The sequence below is a fragment of the Mycobacterium sp. E2238 genome, assembly GCF_001672665.1.
Classification (GTDB): domain Bacteria; phylum Actinomycetota; class Actinomycetes; order Mycobacteriales; family Mycobacteriaceae; genus Mycobacterium.
The window spans coordinates 115,253-136,232 of record NZ_LZKF01000255.1; the positions used below are offsets into that span (position 1 = coordinate 115,253).

The 20,980-nt window shown below is 67.5% G+C and carries 22 protein-coding genes; 14 read left to right on the forward strand and 8 right to left on the reverse strand.

What is annotated here, in order from left to right; all coding sequences use genetic code 11:
- Positions 1-119: 119 nt before the first annotated feature.
- The 4 genes from A5711_RS24450 to A5711_RS24465 all read left to right on the forward strand — a co-directional run bounded on the left by A5711_RS24450 (position 120) and on the right by A5711_RS24465 (position 3,488).
- Positions 120-863 carry a GntR family transcriptional regulator gene (locus tag A5711_RS24450; protein WP_082973819.1) on the forward strand — a complete coding sequence of 248 codons (744 nt, stop codon included), beginning with the start codon at positions 120-122 and terminating at the stop codon, positions 861-863.
- A gap of 12 nt (positions 864-875) precedes the next feature.
- Complete coding sequence (locus A5711_RS24455; RefSeq protein WP_067951055.1) at positions 876-1,589, forward strand: phosphonatase-like hydrolase; 714 nt, start codon at positions 876-878, stop codon at positions 1,587-1,589.
- A complete protein-coding gene (locus A5711_RS24460) occupies positions 1,586-2,653 on the forward strand; it encodes a zinc-binding dehydrogenase (RefSeq protein WP_067951057.1) in 1,068 nt (355 codons plus the stop codon). The genes A5711_RS24455 and A5711_RS24460 overlap by 4 nt, the downstream gene beginning before the upstream one ends.
- A gap of 70 nt (positions 2,654-2,723) precedes the next feature.
- Positions 2,724-3,488 (forward strand): S9 family peptidase, encoded by a 765-nt coding sequence (locus A5711_RS24465; protein WP_067951059.1) that lies wholly within the window; start codon positions 2,724-2,726, stop codon positions 3,486-3,488.
- 39 nt (positions 3,489-3,527) lie between these two features.
- Here the strand turns inward: A5711_RS24465 and A5711_RS24470 are convergent, their stop codons facing one another.
- Positions 3,528-4,028: a nitroreductase family deazaflavin-dependent oxidoreductase gene (locus A5711_RS24470; protein WP_067951060.1), complete on the reverse strand. Its 501-nt coding sequence runs from the start codon at positions 4,026-4,028 to the stop codon at positions 3,528-3,530.
- Between the two features lie 108 nt (positions 4,029-4,136).
- Between A5711_RS24470 and A5711_RS24475 the strand changes: the two genes are divergently transcribed.
- Both A5711_RS24475 and A5711_RS24480 read left to right on the forward strand, forming a co-directional pair.
- Complete coding sequence (locus A5711_RS24475) at positions 4,137-4,826, forward strand: glycoside hydrolase (RefSeq protein WP_197501084.1); 690 nt, start codon at positions 4,137-4,139, stop codon at positions 4,824-4,826.
- A 149-nt stretch (positions 4,827-4,975) separates the two neighbouring features.
- The gene (locus A5711_RS24480; protein ID WP_067951062.1) at positions 4,976-5,299 is read left to right on the forward strand and encodes a DUF732 domain-containing protein; all 324 of its coding nucleotides are present in this window, start codon (positions 4,976-4,978) and stop codon (positions 5,297-5,299) included.
- 45 nt (positions 5,300-5,344) lie between these two features.
- Here the strand turns inward: A5711_RS24480 and A5711_RS24485 are convergent, their stop codons facing one another.
- A complete protein-coding gene (locus A5711_RS24485) occupies positions 5,345-5,830 on the reverse strand; it encodes an NUDIX domain-containing protein (RefSeq protein ID WP_231972144.1) in 486 nt (161 codons plus the stop codon).
- A 61-nt stretch (positions 5,831-5,891) separates the two neighbouring features.
- Complete coding sequence (locus A5711_RS24490; RefSeq protein ID WP_067951066.1) at positions 5,892-7,187, reverse strand: tetratricopeptide repeat protein; 1,296 nt, start codon at positions 7,185-7,187, stop codon at positions 5,892-5,894.
- 156 nt (positions 7,188-7,343) lie between these two features.
- Here A5711_RS24490 and A5711_RS24495 point away from each other — a divergent pair, with 156 nt between their 5' ends.
- The gene (locus tag A5711_RS24495; RefSeq protein ID WP_067951068.1) at positions 7,344-9,059 is read left to right on the forward strand and encodes an NAD-binding protein; all 1,716 of its coding nucleotides are present in this window, start codon (positions 7,344-7,346) and stop codon (positions 9,057-9,059) included.
- A 464-nt stretch (positions 9,060-9,523) separates the two neighbouring features.
- On the opposite strand, the gene A5711_RS24500 is transcribed toward A5711_RS24495, so the two are convergent.
- Positions 9,524-10,402, reverse strand: coding sequence for an LLM class flavin-dependent oxidoreductase (locus A5711_RS24500; protein ID WP_067951097.1), 879 nt, complete (start codon positions 10,400-10,402; stop codon positions 9,524-9,526).
- A gap of 70 nt (positions 10,403-10,472) precedes the next feature.
- On the opposite strand from A5711_RS24500, the gene A5711_RS24505 reads away from it, so the two are divergent.
- Positions 10,473-10,886 (forward strand): VOC family protein, encoded by a 414-nt coding sequence (locus tag A5711_RS24505; protein WP_067951099.1) that lies wholly within the window; start codon positions 10,473-10,475, stop codon positions 10,884-10,886.
- Between the two features lie 9 nt (positions 10,887-10,895).
- On the forward strand, positions 10,896-11,285 hold the full coding sequence (locus A5711_RS24510) for a VOC family protein (RefSeq protein WP_067951070.1): 390 nt from the start codon (positions 10,896-10,898) through the stop codon (positions 11,283-11,285).
- Between the two features lie 21 nt (positions 11,286-11,306).
- On the opposite strand, the gene A5711_RS24515 is transcribed toward A5711_RS24510, so the two are convergent.
- From A5711_RS24515 to cysD, 3 genes are read right to left on the reverse strand one after another with little or no spacing between them, the layout of a single operon-like run.
- Complete coding sequence (locus A5711_RS24515; RefSeq protein ID WP_067951071.1) at positions 11,307-11,792, reverse strand: RrF2 family transcriptional regulator; 486 nt, start codon at positions 11,790-11,792, stop codon at positions 11,307-11,309.
- Positions 11,793-11,850: 58 nt separating this feature from the next.
- Positions 11,851-13,701 carry an adenylyl-sulfate kinase gene (gene cysC / locus A5711_RS24520; RefSeq protein WP_067951073.1) on the reverse strand — a complete coding sequence of 617 codons (1,851 nt, stop codon included), beginning with the start codon at positions 13,699-13,701 and terminating at the stop codon, positions 11,851-11,853.
- A complete protein-coding gene (gene cysD, locus A5711_RS24525; protein ID WP_156673224.1) occupies positions 13,701-14,687 on the reverse strand; it encodes a sulfate adenylyltransferase subunit CysD in 987 nt (328 codons plus the stop codon). The genes cysC and cysD overlap by 1 nt, the downstream gene beginning before the upstream one ends.
- 112 nt (positions 14,688-14,799) lie before the next feature.
- Here cysD and A5711_RS24530 point away from each other — a divergent pair, with 112 nt between their 5' ends.
- The gene (locus tag A5711_RS24530; RefSeq protein ID WP_067951075.1) at positions 14,800-15,231 is read left to right on the forward strand and encodes a PaaI family thioesterase; all 432 of its coding nucleotides are present in this window, start codon (positions 14,800-14,802) and stop codon (positions 15,229-15,231) included.
- 79 nt (positions 15,232-15,310) lie between these two features.
- Here A5711_RS24530 and A5711_RS24535 read toward each other — a convergent pair whose 3' ends face one another.
- Positions 15,311-15,802, reverse strand: a complete 492-nt coding sequence (locus tag A5711_RS24535; RefSeq protein WP_067951102.1) for a carbonic anhydrase — start codon at positions 15,800-15,802, stop codon at positions 15,311-15,313.
- Between the two features lie 136 nt (positions 15,803-15,938).
- Here A5711_RS24535 and A5711_RS24540 point away from each other — a divergent pair, with 136 nt between their 5' ends.
- The 4 genes from A5711_RS24540 to A5711_RS24555 all read left to right on the forward strand — a co-directional run.
- The gene (locus tag A5711_RS24540) at positions 15,939-16,916 is read left to right on the forward strand and encodes an ABC transporter permease (RefSeq protein WP_067951077.1); all 978 of its coding nucleotides are present in this window, start codon (positions 15,939-15,941) and stop codon (positions 16,914-16,916) included.
- Positions 16,913-17,839, forward strand: a complete 927-nt coding sequence (locus A5711_RS24545; RefSeq protein WP_067951079.1) for an ABC transporter permease — start codon at positions 16,913-16,915, stop codon at positions 17,837-17,839. The genes A5711_RS24540 and A5711_RS24545 overlap by 4 nt, the downstream gene beginning before the upstream one ends.
- Entirely contained in the window at positions 17,836-19,674 is a 1,839-nt protein-coding gene (locus A5711_RS24550) for an ABC transporter ATP-binding protein (RefSeq protein ID WP_067951080.1), read from the forward strand. The genes A5711_RS24545 and A5711_RS24550 overlap by 4 nt, the downstream gene beginning before the upstream one ends.
- A 67-nt stretch (positions 19,675-19,741) precedes the next feature.
- Positions 19,742-20,980: ABC transporter family substrate-binding protein (locus A5711_RS24555; RefSeq protein ID WP_231987543.1), on the forward strand; the 1,239-nt coding region annotated here is incomplete at its 3' end.

Below are 20,980 nucleotides of genomic sequence, written 5' to 3' on the forward strand. Positions count from 1 at the left end.
TTCAGCAGCTGTCAACACCGGAACGTACTGGGCCGCAAATGTTCAGATTCTCTTAACCAACAGAATGATTCAAAAGTTAGCCTGGGTGAAGCCCTCGGCCACACATGTATAGTCAAGTCGTGGCAACGGCACTGCACGAGGTCATCGCCGACAGCCTGAGGGAACAGATCCGCCTCGGTGAATTGGTCGTGGGCGCCCCGCTGCCCTCGGAGTCTCGGCTGTGCGAACAGTGGAACGCGTCGCGCGGACCGGTGCGCCAAGCACTGGCCACCCTGCGCGCCGAGGGTGTCATCGCCGGCGGGCGCGGCAAACCGCCGGTGGTCTGCTCCACCGCGACCGGACAGCCCTTCGACACCCTGCTGTCGTATTCGGCTTGGGCGCACTCGATCGGCCGTACGCCCGGGCAGCGGACCCTGGAATTGGCGCTGCGGCGGGCCGACCAGCACGCCGCCTCGGTGCTGCACGTCGACGTCGATGCGCCGGTCGTCGAGGTGTTGCGGCTGCGCTACCTCGACGACGAGCCCGCGATGCTCGAGCGCGCCGTATTCGTCGAGCACGTCGGTCGGCGCCTGTTCGACTTCGACTGCGATTCGGGATCCCTTTGGGCATACCTGCTTTCACAGGGTGTGCAGTTCGCCCGGGCGTCCCATGTGATCGACGCGGTGGCCGCCGACGCGCTGGACGCGCAGCACCTCGGTGTGCCCGAGGGAGTTCCGTTGCTGCGTCAGGAGCGAACAACGCGAAGCCCGGTCGGCGAGGTCCTCGAATACCACGACGACCGATACCTGCCGGGGCTGGTCAGTTTCACCCTCGAAAACACCCTGGACGCGCGCTGCGCCCTGACGCGCAACGCCAAGCCCTAAGGAGTCGAGCACATGACGATCTTCCCGCCCGAGGTTGTGGTTCTGGACATGGCGGGCACCACGATCGACGACGGTCAGCAGGTCTACCGCGTGCTCGCCGAGACCGCGAGCGCCCACGGGGCATCGCCGTCGGAGGCCGACATCGCCCGCTGGCACGGTGCCTCGAAACACGAAGCGCTGCGCGAACTACTCACCTCCCGCTCCGGCACGCCACCGAGCGTGGGAGAACTGGAAGTGGTGGTCGCCGATTTTCATGCCCGGCTCAGCACCGCCTACGCCGCCGATCACCCGCCGCACCCGCTGCCGGGGGTCGTTGAGGCTCTGTCCACGTTGCGCGAGCGTGGTGTGAAGGTCGCGCTGACAACGGGATTCGACCGAGTCATCGTCGAATCGCTGCTATCGGCGCTGGGCTGGATGGGCGACGCGGTGGCGGACACCGTCGTCTGCGGCAGCGATGTGGCCGCCGGCCGCCCCGCGCCCTACATGATCTTTCGGGCCATGGAACGGCTGGGTGTGACCGATGTGGCGCGCGTCCTGGTCGCCGGAGACACTCCCCGCGACCTCGAAGCCGGGACCAACTCCGGTGCCGCGATGGTGGTGGGCGTCCTCTCGGGAGCCAGTGACGCCGACGAACTCGGCGCCCACCGGCACACCCACCTGCTGCCTTCGGTGGCCGACCTGCCCGGCCTGCTCGGCGTGCGCCCGGTGGCGGTGAGCGCTCCATGACCAGCGCGACCCTCGACCGGCGAATCGACACCACCGCCGCGGCAGTATGGCGCGGCGGTGACCGGATCGCCGTCGAGCGCGTGGCGGTGCCGCCATTGGGCCCGTCCGACGTGCTCGTCCGGGTGCGCCTGGCCACCGTGTGCGGCAGCGACCGGCACACCGTCAGCGGCCATCGTGTACAACCGTGCCCGTCGATCCTCGGCCACGAGGCCGTCGGTGAGGTCGTTGAAGTCGGCCAGGCAGGCAGGCGCGACGTCGACGGTCATGATCTGCACCCCGGCCAACGCGTCATCTGGTCGATCACGCTGCCCTGCCAAACCTGTGACCGCTGCCGCGCCGGGGTCACCGCCAAATGCCGCACTGTCCGCAAGGCCGGGCACGAGGCGCTCGACTCGGACTGGGCGTTGTCCGGCTCCTATGCCGAATATGTCTTCCTGCCAAGCAATTTGGCGATCGCGGTCGTTGACTACGAGCTCAGTGACGCCGTCGCCGCTCCCGCCGCCTGCGCGACGGCCACGGTCATGGCGGTGATCGACCGCGCGGGGCCGCTGACTGGCAGGCAGGTCATCGTCGTAGGGGTCGGCATGCTCGGACTCACCGCTGTCGCGGCTGCGGCCTCGGCCGGCGCCTCGGCGGTCACGGCGGTCGATCCCAGCACCGAACGAAGGCAGCTGGCAAGGCAATTCGGCGCTACCGACGAGGCGGCATCGGCACACGACGTGGAAAGCTGCGACGTCTTGTTGGAGTTCTCCGGCTCATCGGCGGCCTTGCAGACCGGATTGGCCGCGCTGGATGGCCAGGGCGTCGCCGTCCTCGCCGGTTCCGTCGCCCCTAATGGCGCCATCGCGCTCGACCCCGAGCAAGTCGTCCGCCGGCAGCTGTCGATCTTCGGCGTGCACAATTACGAGCCGCGGCACCTCAGTGCGGCGCTGAGCTTTCTGCTCGCAACCCGCGACCGGTTTCCGTGGGCGGAGCTGGTTGCCCGCGCCCGGCCGCTCGGGGACATCGCGGGCCTGCTCCTCGGCTCCCCCGGCCCCTCGCCGCGATATTCGGTCGCGCCCTGAGCCTTAACTGCAGACGAGAACGAACATGTCGGTCTTACGACCGTCGTCCGGGGCGGGTTAGATCGTCTGCATGGGCGAACGTGTGACGTTCCAAGGTTCCACGGGCGCGATTCTGGCCGGGGTCATCGAGGTGCCGGAAGGACCGGTGCGCGGCTGGGGCGTCTTCGCGCACGGCTTCACGCTCGGAAAGGACTCGCCGGCCGCGGCCCGAATCTGCAAGCAACTGGCCGCCGACGGTATCGGCATGTTGCGCTTCGACGCGCTGGGTCTCGGTGGATCCGAGGGCGACTGGGGGGACGGGTCGTTCACCGTCAAGGTCGACGACATCGCCAAGGCATGCGAATTCATGGCGAACCGCGGAACCCCGGCCGACATCCTGGTCGGGCACTCGTGGGGCGGCGCGGCGGTGCTCGCGGCGGCACGACAGTGCCAGGGCGTGCGGTCGGTTGTCACCGTTGCCGCGCCCGTCGACCCGAGCCACGTCGAGAAGCATTACGACGCAGTCGTCGACCGTTGCTTGGCGGAGGGCAGTGCCGAGTGGATGGTCGGTGGGCGCACGCTGACCCTCAAGCGGGCATTCGTCGAGGATGTCCGCGCAGCCCACCTACGCGACAAGATCAAGGGCTTGCGCCTGCCGCTGCTGATCCTGCATTCGCCCACCGATAACACGGTCGGCATCGCGAATGCGAGCGAGATCTTCCGCTTAGCCCGTCACCCCAGGAGCTTCGTTTCGCTCGAGGGTTCGGACCACTTCCTGACCGCTCGGGGTCAAGCTCATCGCGCCGGGCGAATCATCGGCGCCTGGGCCGACGCCTACCTGGGCGACGGTGTTTGACCCCAGACCGCCTGTGACACAGTAGAACTGGGCTTACCCTCAACTCCGTTGTAGGACGAACGCCTCGATGTGGCGCTTGCCGGCCCGCACTTCATACTTCCGCCAGCCGGGGTACAGCTCGAGACCCTTCGCCCAGATCTCGTCGCGCTCGCCCGGCGCGGCGAGCCGCGCGTTCGCATGCCAGGTGTCGCGGCCGATCGACACCGTCGCCTCCGGGTGCGCCTTGAGGTTGTGATACCAGGCGGGATGCTTGGCGCCGCCGAAATTCGACGCGATGAGGGCCAACCCGTCCGGATGCGGGATTCCGTACACGGCGACGGTGCGGGGCTCACCCGACTTGGCGCCCGTCGTGGTGAGCATCACCACCGGGATGCCTGTCGCAAGCCCGGCGAAGCTGCTTCTGCCGCCCGTGAGCTTGGTGATGAGTCGGTCGAGGTGGTGCGCCGTGGGGCGAAGGAGCGCCACACCCACCGGCGTGGACGCGAAGCGACGCATGATCCGATGGAACGCGTTGGCATCGCCGAAGGATTGGCCGGGCATGGTGACATTGTGACCCGACCTCGGGCCGCTTAGGGCCCATTCGTCCGAGCCGGAATAACTGGACGAAAATGGGTCACAGACGTCGCTTACGGAACTAAGCTGCTGGTCGTGGGCAAGAACGTGTTAGCCAACGGGCGAAGCCGCTGGCTGGCGATCGTTGCCTCGTTCGCGCTGGCGGGCGCCATGGTCTACGCCCAAGACACCAAGCCGCGCTGCTGCGCGCCCAACGCGGTGGCGGCGGTCCCCACCACCGCGGCCGCCGCGTCGACCAACGCCGCCGCCCCGCCCAACGCCCCGCACACCGCCAGCCCCGCGGAAGTGGAAATGTTGACCGCCAGCGCGCCCGCCGCCGCCCAGCAATTCCAGGTCGCGTTGCCCCGGGGCCTCGCCTCGGAGGACAGGCTGCAGGTCAAGACGATCTGGGCGGAACGCGCCATCAGCGTGCTGTTTCCGCAGATCAAAACCATCTATGGGTACCGGGAAGACCCCCTGCCGTGGCACCCGAACGGGTTGGCGATCGACGTGATGATCCCGAACCACAGCAGCCCCGAGGGTATCGAGCTCGGCAACCAGATCGCCGGGTACGCGCTGGCGAATGCGAAGCGATGGGGAATCAACCACGTGATCTGGCGCCAGAAAATCTACCCGGGCGTCGGCGGGGGCAGCTGGACCGCCGACCTGGGCTCGGAAACCCTCAACCACTACGACCACGTGCACATCGCCACCAACGGCGGCGGCTACCCGACCGGGCACGAGGTCTACTACATCGCCTCGATGACGCCCGCGCCGCAGCAATGATTGGGTGACAGAGGGATTCACTCCGGCGCCCGCGCCTTCAGGCGTCGTCGCCAAGAATTCTTTGAGAAGCCGTTGAGGCCCCGTGCTGATTCTGTGATCAACGCACTCCGCGTCCGTCAGAGAAGCCAACTCAGCACAAGGAGACCCCGATGTTCCCTCGCCGTTTCACCGCCTCCGTCGTCGGCACCGCCGCCCTGGGCCTGGCCGCGCTCGGCCTCGCCGGCGCCGCTGGCGCGAGCTCGGTCGATGACGCGTTCCTCGCCCAGCTGGCATCGGATGGCATCACCCCGCCGAGCGCTTCGGTCGCCATCAAGGACGCACACGCCGTGTGCAACGCGCTCGACCAGGGCCACTCGAGCAAGGAGGTCATCGGCGCCGTGGCCAAGGCGACCGGCTTGAGCACCAAGGGCTCCAAGACGTTCGCCGTCGACGCGGCCTCGGCCTACTGCCCGCAGTACGTCACGTCGGCCTGAGATCGACCACTACAGTGCGGGGACCCCGGCGGGCCCCCGCATTGTTCATGGTCGCCGCAGCAGAAACAGGCTGTAGGCGGCGACGGACTGCGCGTCGGCGATCACCCCCGACCGGATCATCTGCTCGACGTCCTCGCGGGCGAACCAGGCACTTCGCAGGTCCTGCTCCTCGTGCTCGAGCTCGGGCTCCCCTTCGACGATTCCGGTGGCCAGGAAAACCCAGCCACGCTGACTGGTCATGCCCGGGGCGACATCGAGCTGGCCCAGCACCTCGAATGACGTCGCACTCAATCCCGTTTCCTCGCGCAGCTCACGCTCGGCCAACTCCGACGGGTCGGTGTCCGCCAAACCGGGAGCGGTGCCCTGCGGGAATTCCCACCTTCGCTCCCCAAGCGGATACCGGAATTGTTCGACCAGCCGGAAACGGTGCCCGTCGAACGGCATCACCAGCGCATAATCCGGCTTGTCCACCACGCCGTAGATGCCGGGACTGCCGTCCGGGCGACGGATGTCGTCTTCGCGGAGCACCATCCATTGGCTCCGATAGATCTCGCGGGACGCGATGCATTCGATGAAGGGCACCAACCCAGTATCACTGGGACGCCGTGAAGCGGTCGTACGTGCGGCGCAGGGCGCCCCGGTCGACGGAGTGCAGCGCACGGGTGAGTACTGCGAACACATCGACGTGCCCGACGGTGGGATCCGCTGTTTCGCCACGCGTGTATTGCCACGGCAGGGACCGTCCGCGCCGCAGCACTTCCCCGAGATACCACACGGCGCCATCTACGAACGGCTCATTGCGCTCTTCGTTGAGAAGCTGTTCGGGTGTCGAAGCCTTCTGAATGACGAGCTCTTCCAACGCGTCTAAGGACTCCGGCGAGAAGTCCCACACGGCGTCGCCGCCGTAATGACCCGCCCAGACCGGGAATTGGGCCCCGCGCTCGGCAAGCCAGCATCGCAGGTATTCCTCGTCCGAAAAGCGCTGCGTTGCTTGCTTTTTGGTGCTCAGGCGGCGCTTGCCGGCTTCTTCGACCCGGCCGCGCATCTCGGCCACCCAACGGTGGTCCTCGACGCGGTCGCGCCACTTCGCCAGTTCCTCCCTGGCCGCGACGGTGAGCGGATTGTCTTCGCCGAAGACCCGTGCTTCGGCGGCAACCAGGGCCTGCCAGGTCGCCACCTTGTCCCCGCAGTCCACGGGTTCTGGCTCCCACAGCGCGATGGTGTGCCGCGCGATCAGCGTGTGGCGGTGGTCGTCGCCCAGCTTTTCGCGCATCACCTCGACCAGCGACTCCAGCTCGGCCACGGCGCCGGCGCCGTCCACCGATTCGCCGTGCCATTGCGCCAGCGACAGCCGCATGCCCAACGTGTCCTCGTGGTCGTCGCCGAGCACCCGGCGCCGCGCGGCAAGGACGCGCTCGCCCTCGGCGATGGCACCCGGATAGTCACCGAGCTCCTTACGCTTGTGCGCCACGCGGTCCATGGACGTCAGCACGGTGGGGTGCTCGGCGCCCAGCACGCGTTCTTCGTCGGCCAGCAGCTGCGACCATTCGGCCAACGCGGCCCGCGTCTCGCGCTGGGGCCGGTCCGCGAACATGTGGCGCGCCGTCAACGTGGTGATGTGATCCCGGCCGAGCACCTCCTCGAATTCGGGAACCAGCTGCTCGAGGACGGCGTAGGCACCGGCCTGGTCTCCCATTTGGAGCTGCAGGTGTACCAGCGCAAGCTTCATGTCCAAGACGTTGGGATGGCGCTCCCCCAGGATCGGGCGGCAGACCGCGACCAGCTCGTTCATGAGTGGCAACGCCCCGGCGAAATCGGCCGCGGCGATGCGCTCCGAGATGAGCCGGGTCAAGGCGGCGAGCGGCCCAGGCAGTTCCGGCTGCGTCATACCGCTATCGAATCTCTCCTGCGGTCCCGTCGCAATTCACCCCGGGGCCGGTGTCGCGCTGGCATGAATCGGCAAGGTGGCCGATAGTCATAGGAACAAAATTCCAACGTCAGCAGAGGTGGGGGTCATGCCGGACGACCCGGGGCGCGCCTGACCATGCGCGGGCACATCATCGTCAGCGGTGACGACGCGCTGGCGACCACGATCGTCGAGGAGCTCAACAACGCCGGTGTGCACATCGTCAAGCTCCAGACCGCCGGCGAGCTCGACACCGCCGGTGTGACCCGGGCTCGCGCCGTGATTTGCGTCGGCGACGACGACGCGACCAACCTCGAAATCGCACTGCTGGCAAGGAAAGCCAACTCCCGGGTGCGCGTGGTGGCACGGCTGGGCAACGACGTGCTGCGCACGGCGATGGCCGCCGACAAGCGTCCCGGCGCGATACTGGACGTCGCCGACCTCGCGGCGCCGTCGGTCGTCGAGGCGTGTCTGGCGCACACCGTGCACCCGTTCGAGGCGGCGGGCATCGAATTCGTCGTCTCCGGGGCCGAGGCACCGTATAGCGCGACGCTGCGCGAAATCTACGGTGACCTAGCACCGGTGGCGGTGATTCACGGTGAGAACTGCGTCACCCCGGGCGAGGTGGTGTCCTGTCCTGGCCGCGACCTGTCGGTACACGCCGGTGACTGGACCGCGATGATCGGCACCGCCGAGGAACTGGCCGAACGCGGCATCAAGGTCCCGCGGCCGACCGTGACCCGCTATCGCCTGCCCCGGCTGCGGCGCATGCTCGACAGTGCGCGGGCGCTGCGCGACGACGTCAACCCGATGTTCGCCCGAGCGTTGCTGGCCGCGGCGTGCCTGCTGATCGGGTCGACGGTAATCCTGCGCTTCTGCTACCAGCCGGGTCTGAGGATGACGTGGCTCGACGCGCTGTATTTCAGCACCGAAACGATCGCGACGGTCGGTTACGGCGATTTCAGCTTTCTCCATCAGCCGACCTGGCTGCGGCTGTTCAGCATCATGTTGATGTTCGCCGGCGTAACGACTACCGCGCTCCTCGTCGCTTTCGTCGCCGACCTGCTGATATCGCGGCGTTTTGCCCATTCTGTCGGCCGCCGCCGGGCGCGCCATCTGCGTAACCACGTCATCGTCGTCGGGCTCGGTTCGTTCGGCAGCCGCGTCGTCGCCGACCTCAGGTCAGCGGGCTACGACGTCGCCGTGATCGAGCGGGACGAAAACAACCGCTTCCTCTCGGCGGCGGCCGACCTCGACGTGCCGGTCATCTTCGGGGACGCGACGCTGCGCCAGACGCTGGAGGCCGCCCGCGTCGAGTACGCCCGCGCGGTTGCGGTGCTGACCCAGGACGACATGGTGAACATCGAGACCGGGATCGTGCTGCGCGAGATGCTCGGCCCCCGGGTGAAGCCCGAAGTCGTTCGTACCGACGTTCCCCTGGTGCTGCGCGTCTACGACCGCGCGCTGGGTGCCGCTGTGGCGCAGCGGTTCGGATTCGAAAACGTCCGGTCCACCGTCGAACTGGCCGCACCGTGGTTCATCGGCGCCGCGATGGGCCTGCAAGTGCTGGGGACATTTTCCGTCGGGCAGCGCTCGTTCATGATCGGCGGGATGCACGTGGCGCCCGGCAGCGAGCTCGACGGGCTGAAGATGTTCGAGCTGTCCACCCAGACCCGGGTCATCGCGATCACCCGACAGGACGCGCCCGTAGAGCTGCACCCCCGGCGGGACGCCTGGCTTCGTGGCGGTGACACCGTCTACCTCGTCGGCCCGTATCGCGAGTTGTTGGCGACGCTGCGCAAAGGGCAGCCGCCGCAGCAGCCGGCCGCGGGCGACGAGCGCGCGTCGGCCTAGTGGCGATCGCGAGCGCGGCGAAGCCGGGCGAAGCGGGTCGCCACCGTCAGGCCTAGTGGCGATCGCGAGCGCGGCGAAGCCGGGCGAAGCGGGTCGCCACCATTGGCCTAGTGGCGATCGCGAGCACGGCGAAGCCGGGCGAAGCGGGTCGCCACCGTCAGGCCTAGTGGCGATCGCGAGCGCGGCGGAAGCCGGGCGAAGCGGGTCGCCACCATCGGCCTAGTGGCGATCGCGAGCGCGGCGAAGCCGGGCGAAGCGGGTCGCCACCATTGGCCTAGTGGCGATCGCGAGCACGGCGAAGCCGGGCGAAGCGGGTCGCCACCGTCAGGCCTAGTGGCGATCGCGAGCGCGGCGGAAGCCGGGCGAAGCGGGTCGCCACCATCGGCCTAGTGGCGATCGCGAGCGCGGCGAAGCCGGGCGAAGCGGGTCGCCACCATTGGCCTAGTGGCGATCGCGAGCACGGGCTAAAGCCGGCCGGCGACGTCCGCCGCGCGGCTCAGCTGGTCGACGTCCGCGCTCGTCGGGATGAGCTGCACCTCGTCGGTGCCGATGTCCTCGAACTTGCGCAGCACCGCCAGCAGCTCGTCCTCGGTGCCGGCCCACCCGGTCGTCGGCGCCATGGCGTCGACGTACTCCGCCGGTATCCAGTTCATGTACCGCCGTAGGTGGCGATGCACCTGGGCCCGGGCCTGCTCCGGCGGGCCGAACGCGAACCAGAACGACGTCACCAGGTGGGGTTTGCCCTTGCCCGCCTGCGACCACGCGTCGCGCGCGACGTCGAACAACTCGTTCTGCTTGGCGACGTCCAGGTCCAGCGTGGTCCCGGCCAGTCCGGCGGCCCAGGAAGCGGCGCTGCGGATGGTCTTGGGGCCGATGCTGCCCACGAACAGCGGCGGACCGCCGGGTTGCACCGGTGCCGGCCCAACCGGCAGGACCGACTCGGTGAGCTTTTCGCCGGCCCACACCCGCTTCATCACGGCGACGCGCTCGGCCAGTTCGCGCATGGTCTGTGTCGCCGGATCGGCGCCGACAGCGTGGTAGTCCTCGTGCCTGCCGCCCACGCCGATGCCCACCCCCAGCCGCCCGCCGGAGAGCATGTCGCCGGTCGCCAGGCCCTTGGCCAGCATCACCGGGTCATGCAGCTGCGGCACGATCACGGTGGTCAGCAGCCGCACCCGATTCGTCCAGGCCGCGAGCGCACCCAGCAGAGTCAGGTTGTCCGGGTTGTCGAACGCGATGCGCTCGCCCCAGCACAGCGACGAGAACGGTCCGACGTCGATCGCGCGCGCCCAGTTCTCCAAAACTCCCGCGTCCAAGTCCGGCTCCATCACCGGCAGCGTCATCGCAATCTGCACGACGGCGATTCTGGCATGACAGTCAACATGCGGGCAGACAAGTGGCAGCATGGAGCAGATGGGTTTCACCAGCAGTTCCATCGCGCACGTCCGCCTCACCGTCACCGATATCGAGCGATCCCGGCAGTTTTACGAGAGCGTGTTCGGTTGGCCGGTCCTGCTGGAGGTGCCCGACAACGCGGACGAGGCCACCCGCAGCCAGTTGAGCTTCCTGTTCGGTGGCGTCATCTACGACCTCGGCGGCACGCTGCTGGGACTGCGGCCGGTTGCCACCGACCGCTTCGACGAGGACCGCGCCGGGCTCGACCACATCGCGTTTCGGGTCGCCAGCAAGGATGAATTAGACTCGGCCGCAGCGCATCTCGATGAGCTCAGCGTGACGCACGAGCCCGTAAAAGACATCGGGCCGTCGTACATCCTGGAGTTCCGCGATCCCGACAACATCGCCCTGGAGCTCACGGCACCGAAGTAGGAGGAGGCCATGTCCATCAGCTTCAACCACACCATCGTCGCCGCCCGGGACAAGCACGAGTCCGCGGAGTTCCTCGCCGAATTGTTCGGCCTGCCCAGCCCAAAGCCGTTCGGCCACTTCATGGTTGTCGAACTCGAGCACGGCGCCAGCCTGGACTATGCGGATGCTTCCGACGGCGGGGAGATCCCGCGGCAGCACTATGCCTTCCTGGTGTCCGAAGAGGAATTCGACACGATCTACGGCAAGATCTCCTCGCGCGGCCTGGAGCACTGGGCCGACCCTGGCGCCAAGCGGCCCGGCGAGATCAACCGCAGGGACGGCGGGCGCGGCGTGTACTTCCTCGATCCCTCGGGACACGCCATGGAGATTCTCACCCGCCCCTACGGGTCCGGGGGCTGACGCTCCGGCGGGCCGCGCCGCCTATTCGCCGGCGTGCGGTGTGCCGTGCCGCACGCTCTCCTGTGCCCGATAATCGTGGGCGAATTGCGCGACATGCTCGGGCAGTGCGTTGGCGGCGACGTCGGCCAGGGTTGTTTCCTCGAGCACCGACCGCATGCTGGCGCGCAACGCCCGCCAGACGTCGGTGAGCGCCGCGGTGGGACCGGAATAGGGCAGATCCCCCAGCCCGATGTCGCGCACGCTCGCCAGTGGCCCGTCGATACAGCGCAATACGTCGGCGATGCTGATCTCGTCTCCGGGACGGGCCAGCTCGTAGCCGCCTTCGCGGCCCCGATGGCTCTTCACCAGGCGGTCGGTGCGCAGGTTGGTCAGGATGTCGACGAGGAATTGCGGCGGTATGCCCTGCGCTTGAGCCAGGTCGTCGGTTTTCACCAATGTCCCGCTGGGGACCGTGGCGAGCTGGACCATGGCCCGCACCGCGTACTCCGCCTTCGCCGACATGCGCACTCTCAGAATTGTGCCACTCGGCGCGCGAATTTCGGTGCAGCCGGGCTGTGCCGGTGCGCTAACCCCGCGATTCGAGCAAATCGACGATGCTGCGCGCCTGTTCCTCGACGGTACGGTCCGGTGTAAGCCGCAGGTCGGGGTTGACCGGCGGCTGATACGGGCTGTCGATGCCGGTGAAGTGTGCGATCTCGCCCGCGCGGGCCTTGGCGTACAACCCCTTCGGATCACGCTGCTCGCATTCTTCGATCGGGGTATCGCAGAACACCTCGACGAAGTCGAACCCCGCGGCGGCGTGCACATTACGAGCCATCTCGCGCTGCTCGGTCAGCGGGCTGATCGCCGGTACCAGCACGACGTTGCCGCAGTCGGCGAGCAACGCCGCCACATGCGCCAGCCGGCGCAGATTCTCGGCTCGGTCGGCCATGCTGAAGCCCAGGTCGGCATTCAAACCATGTCGCAGGTTGTCGCCGTCGAGAACGTAAGCGGGCGTGCCCTTTTCGAGCAGCATCTGCTCGACAAGCATGGCCACCGATGATTTGCCGGAACCGGACAGGCCGGTGAACCACACCGTCTTGCCCCGCGGCCGGGCTTCGGCGACGGCCGACGACTTGTGCCGCACGGTGTTGGGGCTCGCCGTTTGCACCGAGACGTCGCGCAGCACCATGCCCGCGGCCACGGTGCCGTTGGTGTGCGGGTCGATCAGGATGAACGAACCGGTGCTGGCGTTGCGGGTGTACTCGTCGAGCAGCAGCGGCACCTGGGTACGCAGCGAAATGCGGCCAAGCTCGTTGAGCTGCAATGCCGTTGCCGCTTTATCGCGATGCAGGGTGTTCACGTCGAGCCGGTAGTCCAGCCCGGTCACCCTCGCGCGCGTGGTACGGGTGGTGTGCTTGATGACGTAGTCGCGGCCGGGCTCCAGCGCAGCGTCGTCGGCCATCCAGCACACGGTGGCATCGAATTCCTGCGTGACGCGGGGATGATTGTTGGTCCGAGCGATGAGATCACCCCGCGAGATGTCGATCTCATCCGCAAGGCTCACCGACACGGCCATCGGTGGAAAGGCTTCCTCCACTGGACCGTTCGGGCCTTCGATCGCGGTGATGCGGGTGGTCTTGCCGACCGGCAGAACGACGACTTCGTCTCCCGGACGCATGACACCGCTGGCGACGGTGCCGGCGTAGCTGCGGTGGTCTTGATGCTCGCGGGTGTGCGGCCGGATGACGTACTGGACGGGGAAACGCACGTCGACCAGGTTGCGGTCACCGGCGATGTAGACCTCCTCCAGGTGCGACAGCAGCGCCGGACCCTCATACCAGGGCGTCTGGTCCGATTTGGTCACCACGTTGTCGCCGTGCAGTGCGGAAAGCGGGATGGTGGCCACGTCGTGCACATCAAGTCGGGCGGCGAAGGCGTGGAATTCGTCCCGGATGGCCTCGAATTTGTCTCTGTCCCAACCGATCAGGTCCATCTTATTGACGGCGAGAACGATGTGCTGGATGCCGAGCAGCGAGGCCAGGAAGGCGTGCCGGCGGGACTGCTCCAGCAGGCCGTGCCGGGCATCGACGAGCACGATCACGAGTTGGGCGGTCGACGCGCCCGTCACCATGTTGCGGGTGTACTGGATGTGGCCCGGGGTGTCGGCGATGATGAATTTCCGCTTGGGAGTGGCGAAGTAGCGGTAGGCGACGTCAATCGTGATGCCCTGCTCGCGTTCGGCGCGCAAGCCATCGGTCACCAGGGCCAGGTCGGTGTAATCGTGGCCACGATCCTTGGACGTCTGTTCCACCGCCGCCCACTGGTCCTCCATGACGGCCTTGGAGTCGTAGAGCAGGCGGCCGATCAGGGTGGACTTGCCGTCGTCGACGGAACCCGCGGTGGCGAGGCGAAGCAGCGTGGTGGGTGTGGCCATCAGAAGTACCCCTGCCGTTTGCGGTCTTCCATCCCGGCCTCCGAGATCCGGTCGTCGGCCCTGGTCGCGCCGCGTTCGGTCAGCCGGGACACCGCCGTCTCGGCAATGACCTCCTCCACCGTCGACGCCTCCGATTCCACGCATCCGGTGCAGGTGACGTCCCCGACGGTGCGGAAACGCACCGTCGCCTCGAACACCGGCTCGTCGTCGCGCGGCTGCATGTGCCGATCGACCGCCAGCAGCATGCCGTCGCGACGGAACACCTTGCGCCGATGGGCGTAATAGATCGAGGGCAGCCCGATGTTCTCCGCGCCGATGTAGGACCAGATGTCGAACTCGGTCCAGTTCGACAGCGGGAAGGCCCGGATGTGCTCGCCCTTATGGTGCCGACCGTTGTAGAGGTTCCACAGCTCCGGCCGCTGCGCCTTCGGGTCCCATTGGCCGAACTCGTCTCGGAAGCTGAACACCCGCTCCTTGGCGCGGGCCTTCTCCTCGTCACGGCGCGCTCCCCCGAACGCCGCGTCGAACTTGTTCTCCCGGATGGCGCGCAGCAGCGTCACGGTCTGGATCGGGTTGCGACCCTGCTTTGGCTCGACCACGCGCCCGGCGTCGATGTCCTCCTGGACCGAGGCGACCACCAGGCGCACGCCGTGCTCGGCGACCAGCTCGTCACGGGTGGCGATCACCTCGTCGAAGTTGTGGCCGGTGTCCACGTGCATCACGGGGAACGGCAACCGCCCGGGCCGAAACGCCCGCAGCGCCAGGTGCAGCATGACGATGGAGTCCTTGCCCCCCGAGAACAGCAGCACGGGCCGCTCGAACTCGGCGGCCACCTCCCGGATGATGTGGATCGCTTCGGCCTCCAAAGAGCGCAGATGGCTCAACTCGTACTGGCCGGCGGTGGGGGCCGCTTTCAGATCGCTGGTCATAGCTTCCTCGGAGTAAACCTGGTTGAATCGGTCATATTTGGCAGCTTTGCCCTCCATAGCATCAGTTCGCGCCGACGGTTGTCAAGTGGGGAGGACGGCCATGGGACGTATCGGGTCAAGACCGGCGGCCACCCTTTCCGGCCGATGCCTGGTGCGACAGCATGAAGGGATGACCTCTGACCCTGCGCCGGCCGGCCCGAGCGGCCGCGACGTCATCGCGGAATTCCTCTTCCAATCGGCGTTCGTCACGAAGCTGGGCATCGTCGCCGACCAACTGGAGGAGCACGAGGTCAGGCTGCGTCTGCCGTGGGACCCGTCGAACGTCACGATCGGTGACATGGTCCATGGCGGCGCTATCGCCACGCTCGCCGATGTCACCGTGATGGCGGCGGCGTGGTGCGGGGCCGAGGCGCCACCGGAACTGCGGGGCGTCACCGTGTCGATGGCGTTGGACTTCATGGCCCCCGCCCGGGCCACCGACGTGATCGGGGTCGGCCGGGTGCTGCGGCGCGGCCGGTCGCTGGTCAACTGCGAGGCGGAGCTCGTCGACGCGCAGGGCCAGCTCGTCGCGAAGGCCCTCGCCACTTACAAGGTCGGCTAGAACATCGCCGAACGTGTTCTCAGGGCGCAAAAATGGGCAATTTCTCGCCCTGAGAACACGCTCGGCGCAGGGGGCGACGCTAGAGCGCCACTTCCTCGAGCTTGCCCGTGGCGACGTCGAAGACGAACCCGCGAAGCGAGACATGCTTCGTGACGAACGGGCTGTTGTCGATGCGGCGCAGCGACTGCCGGACGTCCTCGCCCACGTCGGGGAACGCCTCGGCCGCCCACGGCGGCTTGAGGCCCGTCTCCTCCTGGATGGCGCGCTTGAAGTCGTCGTCGGTGAACGTCAGCATCCCGCAGTCGGTGTGGTGGATCAGGATGACCTCCCGGGTCCCCAGCAGCCGCTGGCTGATCGCGAGCGAGCGGATGACGTCGTCGGTGGCGACCCCGCCGGCGTTGCGGATGACGTGCGCCTCCCCCTCGTTGAGGCCGAGGAGGCGGTAGACGTCGAGCCGGGCGTCCATACACGCGACCACCGCCACGTGTTTGCTCGGCGGCATCGGCAGCGGGCCATGGAAACCGCTCGCGTATTGGGCGTTGTTCGCCAAGTAGTCATCGGTAACCGTCACGCACGCCTCCTCGGGATATCGCGGCCCGAAAGTAGCAACGAACCACTCGTAATTCACTCATGAGAATCAGCCGGATCACAAGGACGGGGGAGGCTCGTTAACCTGTCCCAATGCGAGGCGGGCGGTGCGGTCGGGGATGATCCGCTTCTTGGCGCGCCGATTGCTGAACTACGTCGTGCTGCTGGCGCTGGCGTCGTTTCTGACGTTCTGCCTGACGTCGGTCGCGTTCCGGCCACTCGACAGCCTGTTGCAGCGCAGTCCTCGGCCGCCGCAGTCGGTGATCGACGCCAGAGCTCACGCACTCAACTTGGACAAGCCGATACCGATCCGCTACGCGCAGTGGGCCTCGCACGCGGTTCGCGGCGACTTCGGCAAGACGATCACCGGACAGCCCGTCGGCGCCACCCTCTGGCGCCGCGTCGGGGTCACCCTGCGGCTCCTGGTCGTCGGGTCGCTGGCCGGCACGGTACTGGGCATCGTGGCCGGCGCCTGGGGAGCCATCCGCCAATACCGACTCAGTGACCGCCTCGTCACCATGGTGGCGCTGCTGGTCCTGAGCACCCCGACGTTCGTCATCGCCAGCCTGCTGATCCTGGCTGCACTGCGAGTGAACTGGGCTTTGGGCGTGCAGTTGTTCGATTACACCGGCGAAACCTCGCCCGGGGTGAGCGGCGGGCTCGGACACCATTTGGTGGACCGGTTGCGGCATTTGATCCTGCCCACCCTCACCCTGACTTTGGCCGCCGCCGCCGGATACAGCCGCTATCAGCGCAACGCGATGCTCGACGTTCTGGGCCAGGATTTCATTCGCACCGCGCGCGCCAAAGGGCTCACCCGGCGGCGCGCGTTGGTCAAACACGGGCTGCGTACGGCGCTGATACCGTTGGCCACCCTGTTCGCCTACGGGGTGGCCGGGCTGGTCACCGGTGCGGTGTTCGTCGAAAAGATCTTCGGCTGGCATGGCATGGGTGAATGGCTGGTGCAGGGCATCGCCACACAGGACACTTACATAATCGCCGCGATCACACTGTTCTCGGGCACGGTGGTGCTGCTGGCCGGGCTACTCTCCGACGTCTTCTACGCCGCTCTCGACCCGAGGGTGCGGGTGTCATGACAACCGAGCCCAAAGTGGAAGGCGCTCAGGGACTCTCGGACCCGAAGGCATCGCGGTTCACCTCGCGCCGGACCCTCGTGCTACGCAGGTTCGTTCGCAACCGATTGGCCGTCGTGTCGCTGACGCTGCTGGTGCTGCTGTTCGTCGGCTGCTACACGCTGCCTGCGGTGCTGCCGTATTCCTATGACGACCTCGACTTCGAGGCCCTGCTGCAACCACCGAACGGCCGGCACTGGTTGGGCACCAACGCACTCGGGCAGGACTTGCTGGCGCAAATCCTCCGCGGCATGCAGAAGTCAATGCTGATCGGTGTCTGCGTGGCGGTGATCTCAACCGGCATCGCCGCCACCGTCGGTTCGATCGCCGGCTATTTCGGCGGCTGGCGCGACCGCGCGCTGATGTGGCTGGTCGACCTGCTTCTGGTGGTGCCCAGCTTCATCCTCATCGCAATTGTCACACCGCGAACCAAGAGCTCGGCCAACATCCTGATGCTCGTGTTGCTGCTGGCCGGATTCGGCTGGATGATCAGCTCGCGCATGGTGCGCGGCATGACCATGAGTCTGCGTGAACGCGAATTCATCAGGGCCGCAAGGTACATGGGGGTGTCCAGCCGAGGGATCATCCTCGGCCACGTGGTACCGAACGTGGCCTCCATCTTGATCATCGACGCCGCCCTCAACGTCGCCTCGGCCATCCTGGCCGAGACCGGGCTCAGCTTTCTCGGTTTCGGCATTCAGCCGCCCGACGTGTCACTGGGCACGCTGATCGCCAATGGCACCCAGTCCGCGACCACCTTCCCCTGGGTGTTCCTGTTTCCGGCGGGCGTGTTGGTGTTGATCCTGGTGTGCGCCAACGTGACCGGCGACGGCCTGCGCGACGCGCTGGATCCCGGCAGCGGCATGCTGCGAGGTGGCGCCCGGTGAGCGCGCTGCTCGAGGTGAGCGACTTGGCCGTCACCTTTCCGACGGACGGCCAACCGGTGACCGCGGTGCGCGGCATCAGTTACAGCATCGCCCCGGGTGAGGTTGTGGCGATGGTCGGCGAATCGGGCTCGGGCAAGTCCGTTTCGGCGATGGCGGTGATGGGCCTGCTGCCGGAATACGCGCGGGTGCGAGGCTCGGTGCGGTTGCACGACACCGAGTTGCTGGGCCTCGGGGACGAGGCGATGTCGCGGTTTCGCGGCAAGACGGTCGGCATGGTGTTCCAGGACCCGATGTCCGCGCTGACGCCCGTCTACACCGTCGGCGACCAGATCGCCGAGGCGATCGCGATTCACCAGCCGCACGTGGGCAAGAACGCAGCCCGCCGGCGCGCCGTGGAGCTGCTCGAGTTGGTCGGTATCGCGCAGCCGGAACGCCGCGCCCGGGCGTTTCCGCACGAGCTGTCCGGCGGCGAGCGACAGCGGGTGGTCATCGCGATCGCGATCGCCAACGACCCGGATCTGCTGATCTGTGACGAACCCACCACCGCGCTGGACGTCACCGTGCAGGCGCAGATCCTCGAGGTGCTCAAGACGGCGCGCGACGTCACCGGCGCGGGGGTGCTGATCATCACCCACGACCTGGGCGTGGTCGCCGAGTTCGCCGACCGGGCGTTGGTGATGTACGCCGGCCGGGTCGTCGAATCCGCCGGGGTGCACGACCTTTACCGCGCTCGCCGAATGCCCTACACCGTTGGGCTATTGGGCTCCGTTCCCCGGCTGGACGCCGCCCAGGGCACTCGGCTGGTCCCAATCCCCGGCGCGCCCCCGTCGCTGGTAGGCCTGGAGCCCGGCTGCCCCTTCGCGCCGCGCTGCCCTCTGGTCATCGACGAATGCCGCGCGAACGAACCGGAGTTGCTCCCGGTCGGGGTGGATCACCGCGCGGCCTGCATCCGCACCGACCGGGTCAACGGGCGCAGCGCCGCTGACATCTACGGGGTCAATACGGAAGCCCCCCGAATCGAATCCGGTGACTCGACGGTCGTCGTGCGCGTGCGCGATCTGGTCAAGACGTACCGGCTGACGAAGGGCGTGTTGTTGCGCCGCACGGTCGGTGAGGTCCGCGCGGTCGACGGTGTCAGTTTCGAGCTGCGCCAGGGCCGCACGCTGGGCATCGTCGGCGAGTCCGGCTCCGGCAAGTCGACCACCCTGCACGAGATCCTGGAGCTCGTTGCGCCGCAATCGGGCTCGATCGAAGTGCTCGGTAGCGATGTCGCCACCCTGAGCGCCTCCCGCCGGCGATCGTTGCGACGCGACCTTCAGGTGGTGTTCCAGGATCCGGTGGCCGCGCTGGACCCCCGCCTACCGGTGTTCGACCTGATCGCCGAACCGTTGCTGGCCAACGGCTTCGACAACGACCAGACCAACGCGCGCGTCGCAGAGCTGCTCGACATCGTGGGGTTGCGCCGGGCCGACGCCGCCCGCTATCCGGCCGAGTTCTCCGGCGGGCAGAAGCAGCGCATCGGCATCGCCCGGGCGCTGGCATTGCAACCGAAGATCCTGGCGCTCGACGAGCCGGTGTCCGCTCTCGACGTCTCCATCCAGGCCGGCATCATCAACCTGCTGCTCGACCTGCAGGAGCGGTTCAGCCTGTCGTATCTGTTTGTTTCCCATGACCTTTCGGTGGTCAAACACCTTGCTCACCAGGTGGTGGTGATGTATGCCGGTGCGATCGTGGAGCAGGGCGACAGCCGGCAGGTGTTCGGCAATCCGCAGCACGAATACACCCGGCGGCTTCTGGGCGCCGTGCCACAACCGGATCCGGGCAACCGTGTCTAGGCGGGCCGCGACGGCGGTTCTCGTTGTGGCGCTTACGCTCTCCGGCTGCTCACCGGCCATCAACGTCATGCCGGAAACCGGACATAACGCCGCCGAGATCGGCACGACCAGCGATATCAACCCCCAGGACCCCGCCACCTTGCGGGACGGCGGCAGCCTGCGGCTGGCGCTCAGCGACTTTCCGCCCAACTTCAACATCCTGCACATCGACGGCAATTCGGCGGAAGTGGCCGCCATGATGAAGGCCACGTTGCCACGGGCATTCATCATCGGCGCCGACGGCTCGACCACGGTCGACACCGACTACTTCACCAGCGTCGAACTCACCGGCACCGCACCGCAGGTGGTTACCTACACGATCAACCCGAAGGCGGTGTGGTCCGACGGCACCCCGATCACGTGGGAAGACATCGCCAGCCAAATCCACGCGCTGAGCGGAGCGGACAAGACGTTCGAGATCGCGGGACCCGGCGGAGCCGACCGGGTCGCGTCGGTCACCCGGGGTGTCGACGACCGGCAGGCCGTCATGACCTTCGCCAAACCGTACGCCGAGTGGCGCGGCATGTTCGCCGGCAACGGCATGTTGCTGCCCAAGAGCGTCACGGCCACGCCGGAGGCGTTCAACAAGGGCCAACTCGATGGGCCCGGCCCGTCTGCCGGCCCCTTCATCGTCACGTCGCTGGACCGCACCACCCAACGGATCGTGTTGTCCCGCAACCCGAAATGGTGGGGCGCCCGTCCCCGCCTGGACAACATCACCTATCTGGTGCTGGATGACGCCGCGCGGCTGCCCGCACTGCAGAACAACACCATCGACGCGTCGGGCGTCGGTACGGTCGACCAGCTGACCATCGCGCAGCGCACGAAGGGAATCTCGATCCGGCGGGCCCCGGCCCCCGCGTGGTCGCACTTCACGTTCAACGGGGCGCCCGGATCGATCCTGGCCGACAGGGCGCTGCGCCTCGCCGTAGCCAAGGGCATCGACCGGCGCACCATCGCCAAGGTCGTCCAATACGGCCTCACCAGCGATCCGGTGGCGCTGGGCAACCACATCTATGTCGCGGGGCAGAAGGGCTACCAGGACAACAGCGCGGTCCTCCCGTACGACCCGGACGCGGCCAAGCGGGAGCTCGACGCCTTGGGCTGGAAGCTCAACGGCCAATTCCGCGAGAAGGACGGCCGCCCGCTGGTCATCCGCGACCTGTTCTACGACGCCCAGGGCAGCCGCCAGTTCGCCCAGATCGCGCAGCACAGTCTCGCCCAGATCGGCGTCAAGCTCGACCTCGTCGCCAGGGCCGGCAGCGGG

What these genes read in the sequence shown, in the direction of transcription:
- A5711_RS24465 (WP_067951059.1), top strand. Translation starts at nt 2,724, where the DNA reads ATGGGCGAACGTGTGACGTTCCAAGGTTCCACGGGCGCGATTCTGGCC.
- A5711_RS24495 (WP_067951068.1), top strand. Translation starts at nt 7,344, where the DNA reads ATGCGCGGGCACATCATCGTCAGCGGTGACGACGCGCTGGCGACCACG.
- A5711_RS24485 (WP_231972144.1), bottom strand. Translation starts at nt 5,830, where the DNA reads ATGGTGCTCCGCGAAGACGACATCCGTCGCCCGGACGGCAGTCCCGGC.
- A5711_RS24500 (WP_067951097.1), bottom strand. Translation starts at nt 10,402, where the DNA reads ATGACGCTGCCGGTGATGGAGCCGGACTTGGACGCGGGAGTTTTGGAG.
- A5711_RS24530 (WP_067951075.1), top strand. Translation starts at nt 14,800, where the DNA reads ATGACCTCTGACCCTGCGCCGGCCGGCCCGAGCGGCCGCGACGTCATC.
- A5711_RS24480 (WP_067951062.1), top strand. Translation starts at nt 4,976, where the DNA reads ATGTTCCCTCGCCGTTTCACCGCCTCCGTCGTCGGCACCGCCGCCCTG.
- A5711_RS24505 (WP_067951099.1), top strand. Translation starts at nt 10,473, where the DNA reads ATGGGTTTCACCAGCAGTTCCATCGCGCACGTCCGCCTCACCGTCACC.
- A5711_RS24470 (WP_067951060.1), bottom strand. Translation starts at nt 4,028, where the DNA reads ATGCCCGGCCAATCCTTCGGCGATGCCAACGCGTTCCATCGGATCATG.
- A5711_RS24490 (WP_067951066.1), bottom strand. Translation starts at nt 7,187, where the DNA reads ATGACGCAGCCGGAACTGCCTGGGCCGCTCGCCGCCTTGACCCGGCTC.
- A5711_RS24545 (WP_067951079.1), top strand. Translation starts at nt 16,913, where the DNA reads ATGACAACCGAGCCCAAAGTGGAAGGCGCTCAGGGACTCTCGGACCCG.
- A5711_RS24455 (WP_067951055.1), top strand. Translation starts at nt 876, where the DNA reads ATGACGATCTTCCCGCCCGAGGTTGTGGTTCTGGACATGGCGGGCACC.
- A5711_RS24460 (WP_067951057.1), top strand. Translation starts at nt 1,586, where the DNA reads ATGACCAGCGCGACCCTCGACCGGCGAATCGACACCACCGCCGCGGCA.
- A5711_RS24510 (WP_067951070.1), top strand. Translation starts at nt 10,896, where the DNA reads ATGTCCATCAGCTTCAACCACACCATCGTCGCCGCCCGGGACAAGCAC.
- A5711_RS24540 (WP_067951077.1), top strand. Translation starts at nt 15,939, where the DNA reads ATGATCCGCTTCTTGGCGCGCCGATTGCTGAACTACGTCGTGCTGCTG.
- cysC (WP_067951073.1), bottom strand. Translation starts at nt 13,701, where the DNA reads ATGGCCACACCCACCACGCTGCTTCGCCTCGCCACCGCGGGTTCCGTC.
- cysD (WP_156673224.1), bottom strand. Translation starts at nt 14,687, where the DNA reads ATGGAGGGCAAAGCTGCCAAATATGACCGATTCAACCAGGTTTACTCC.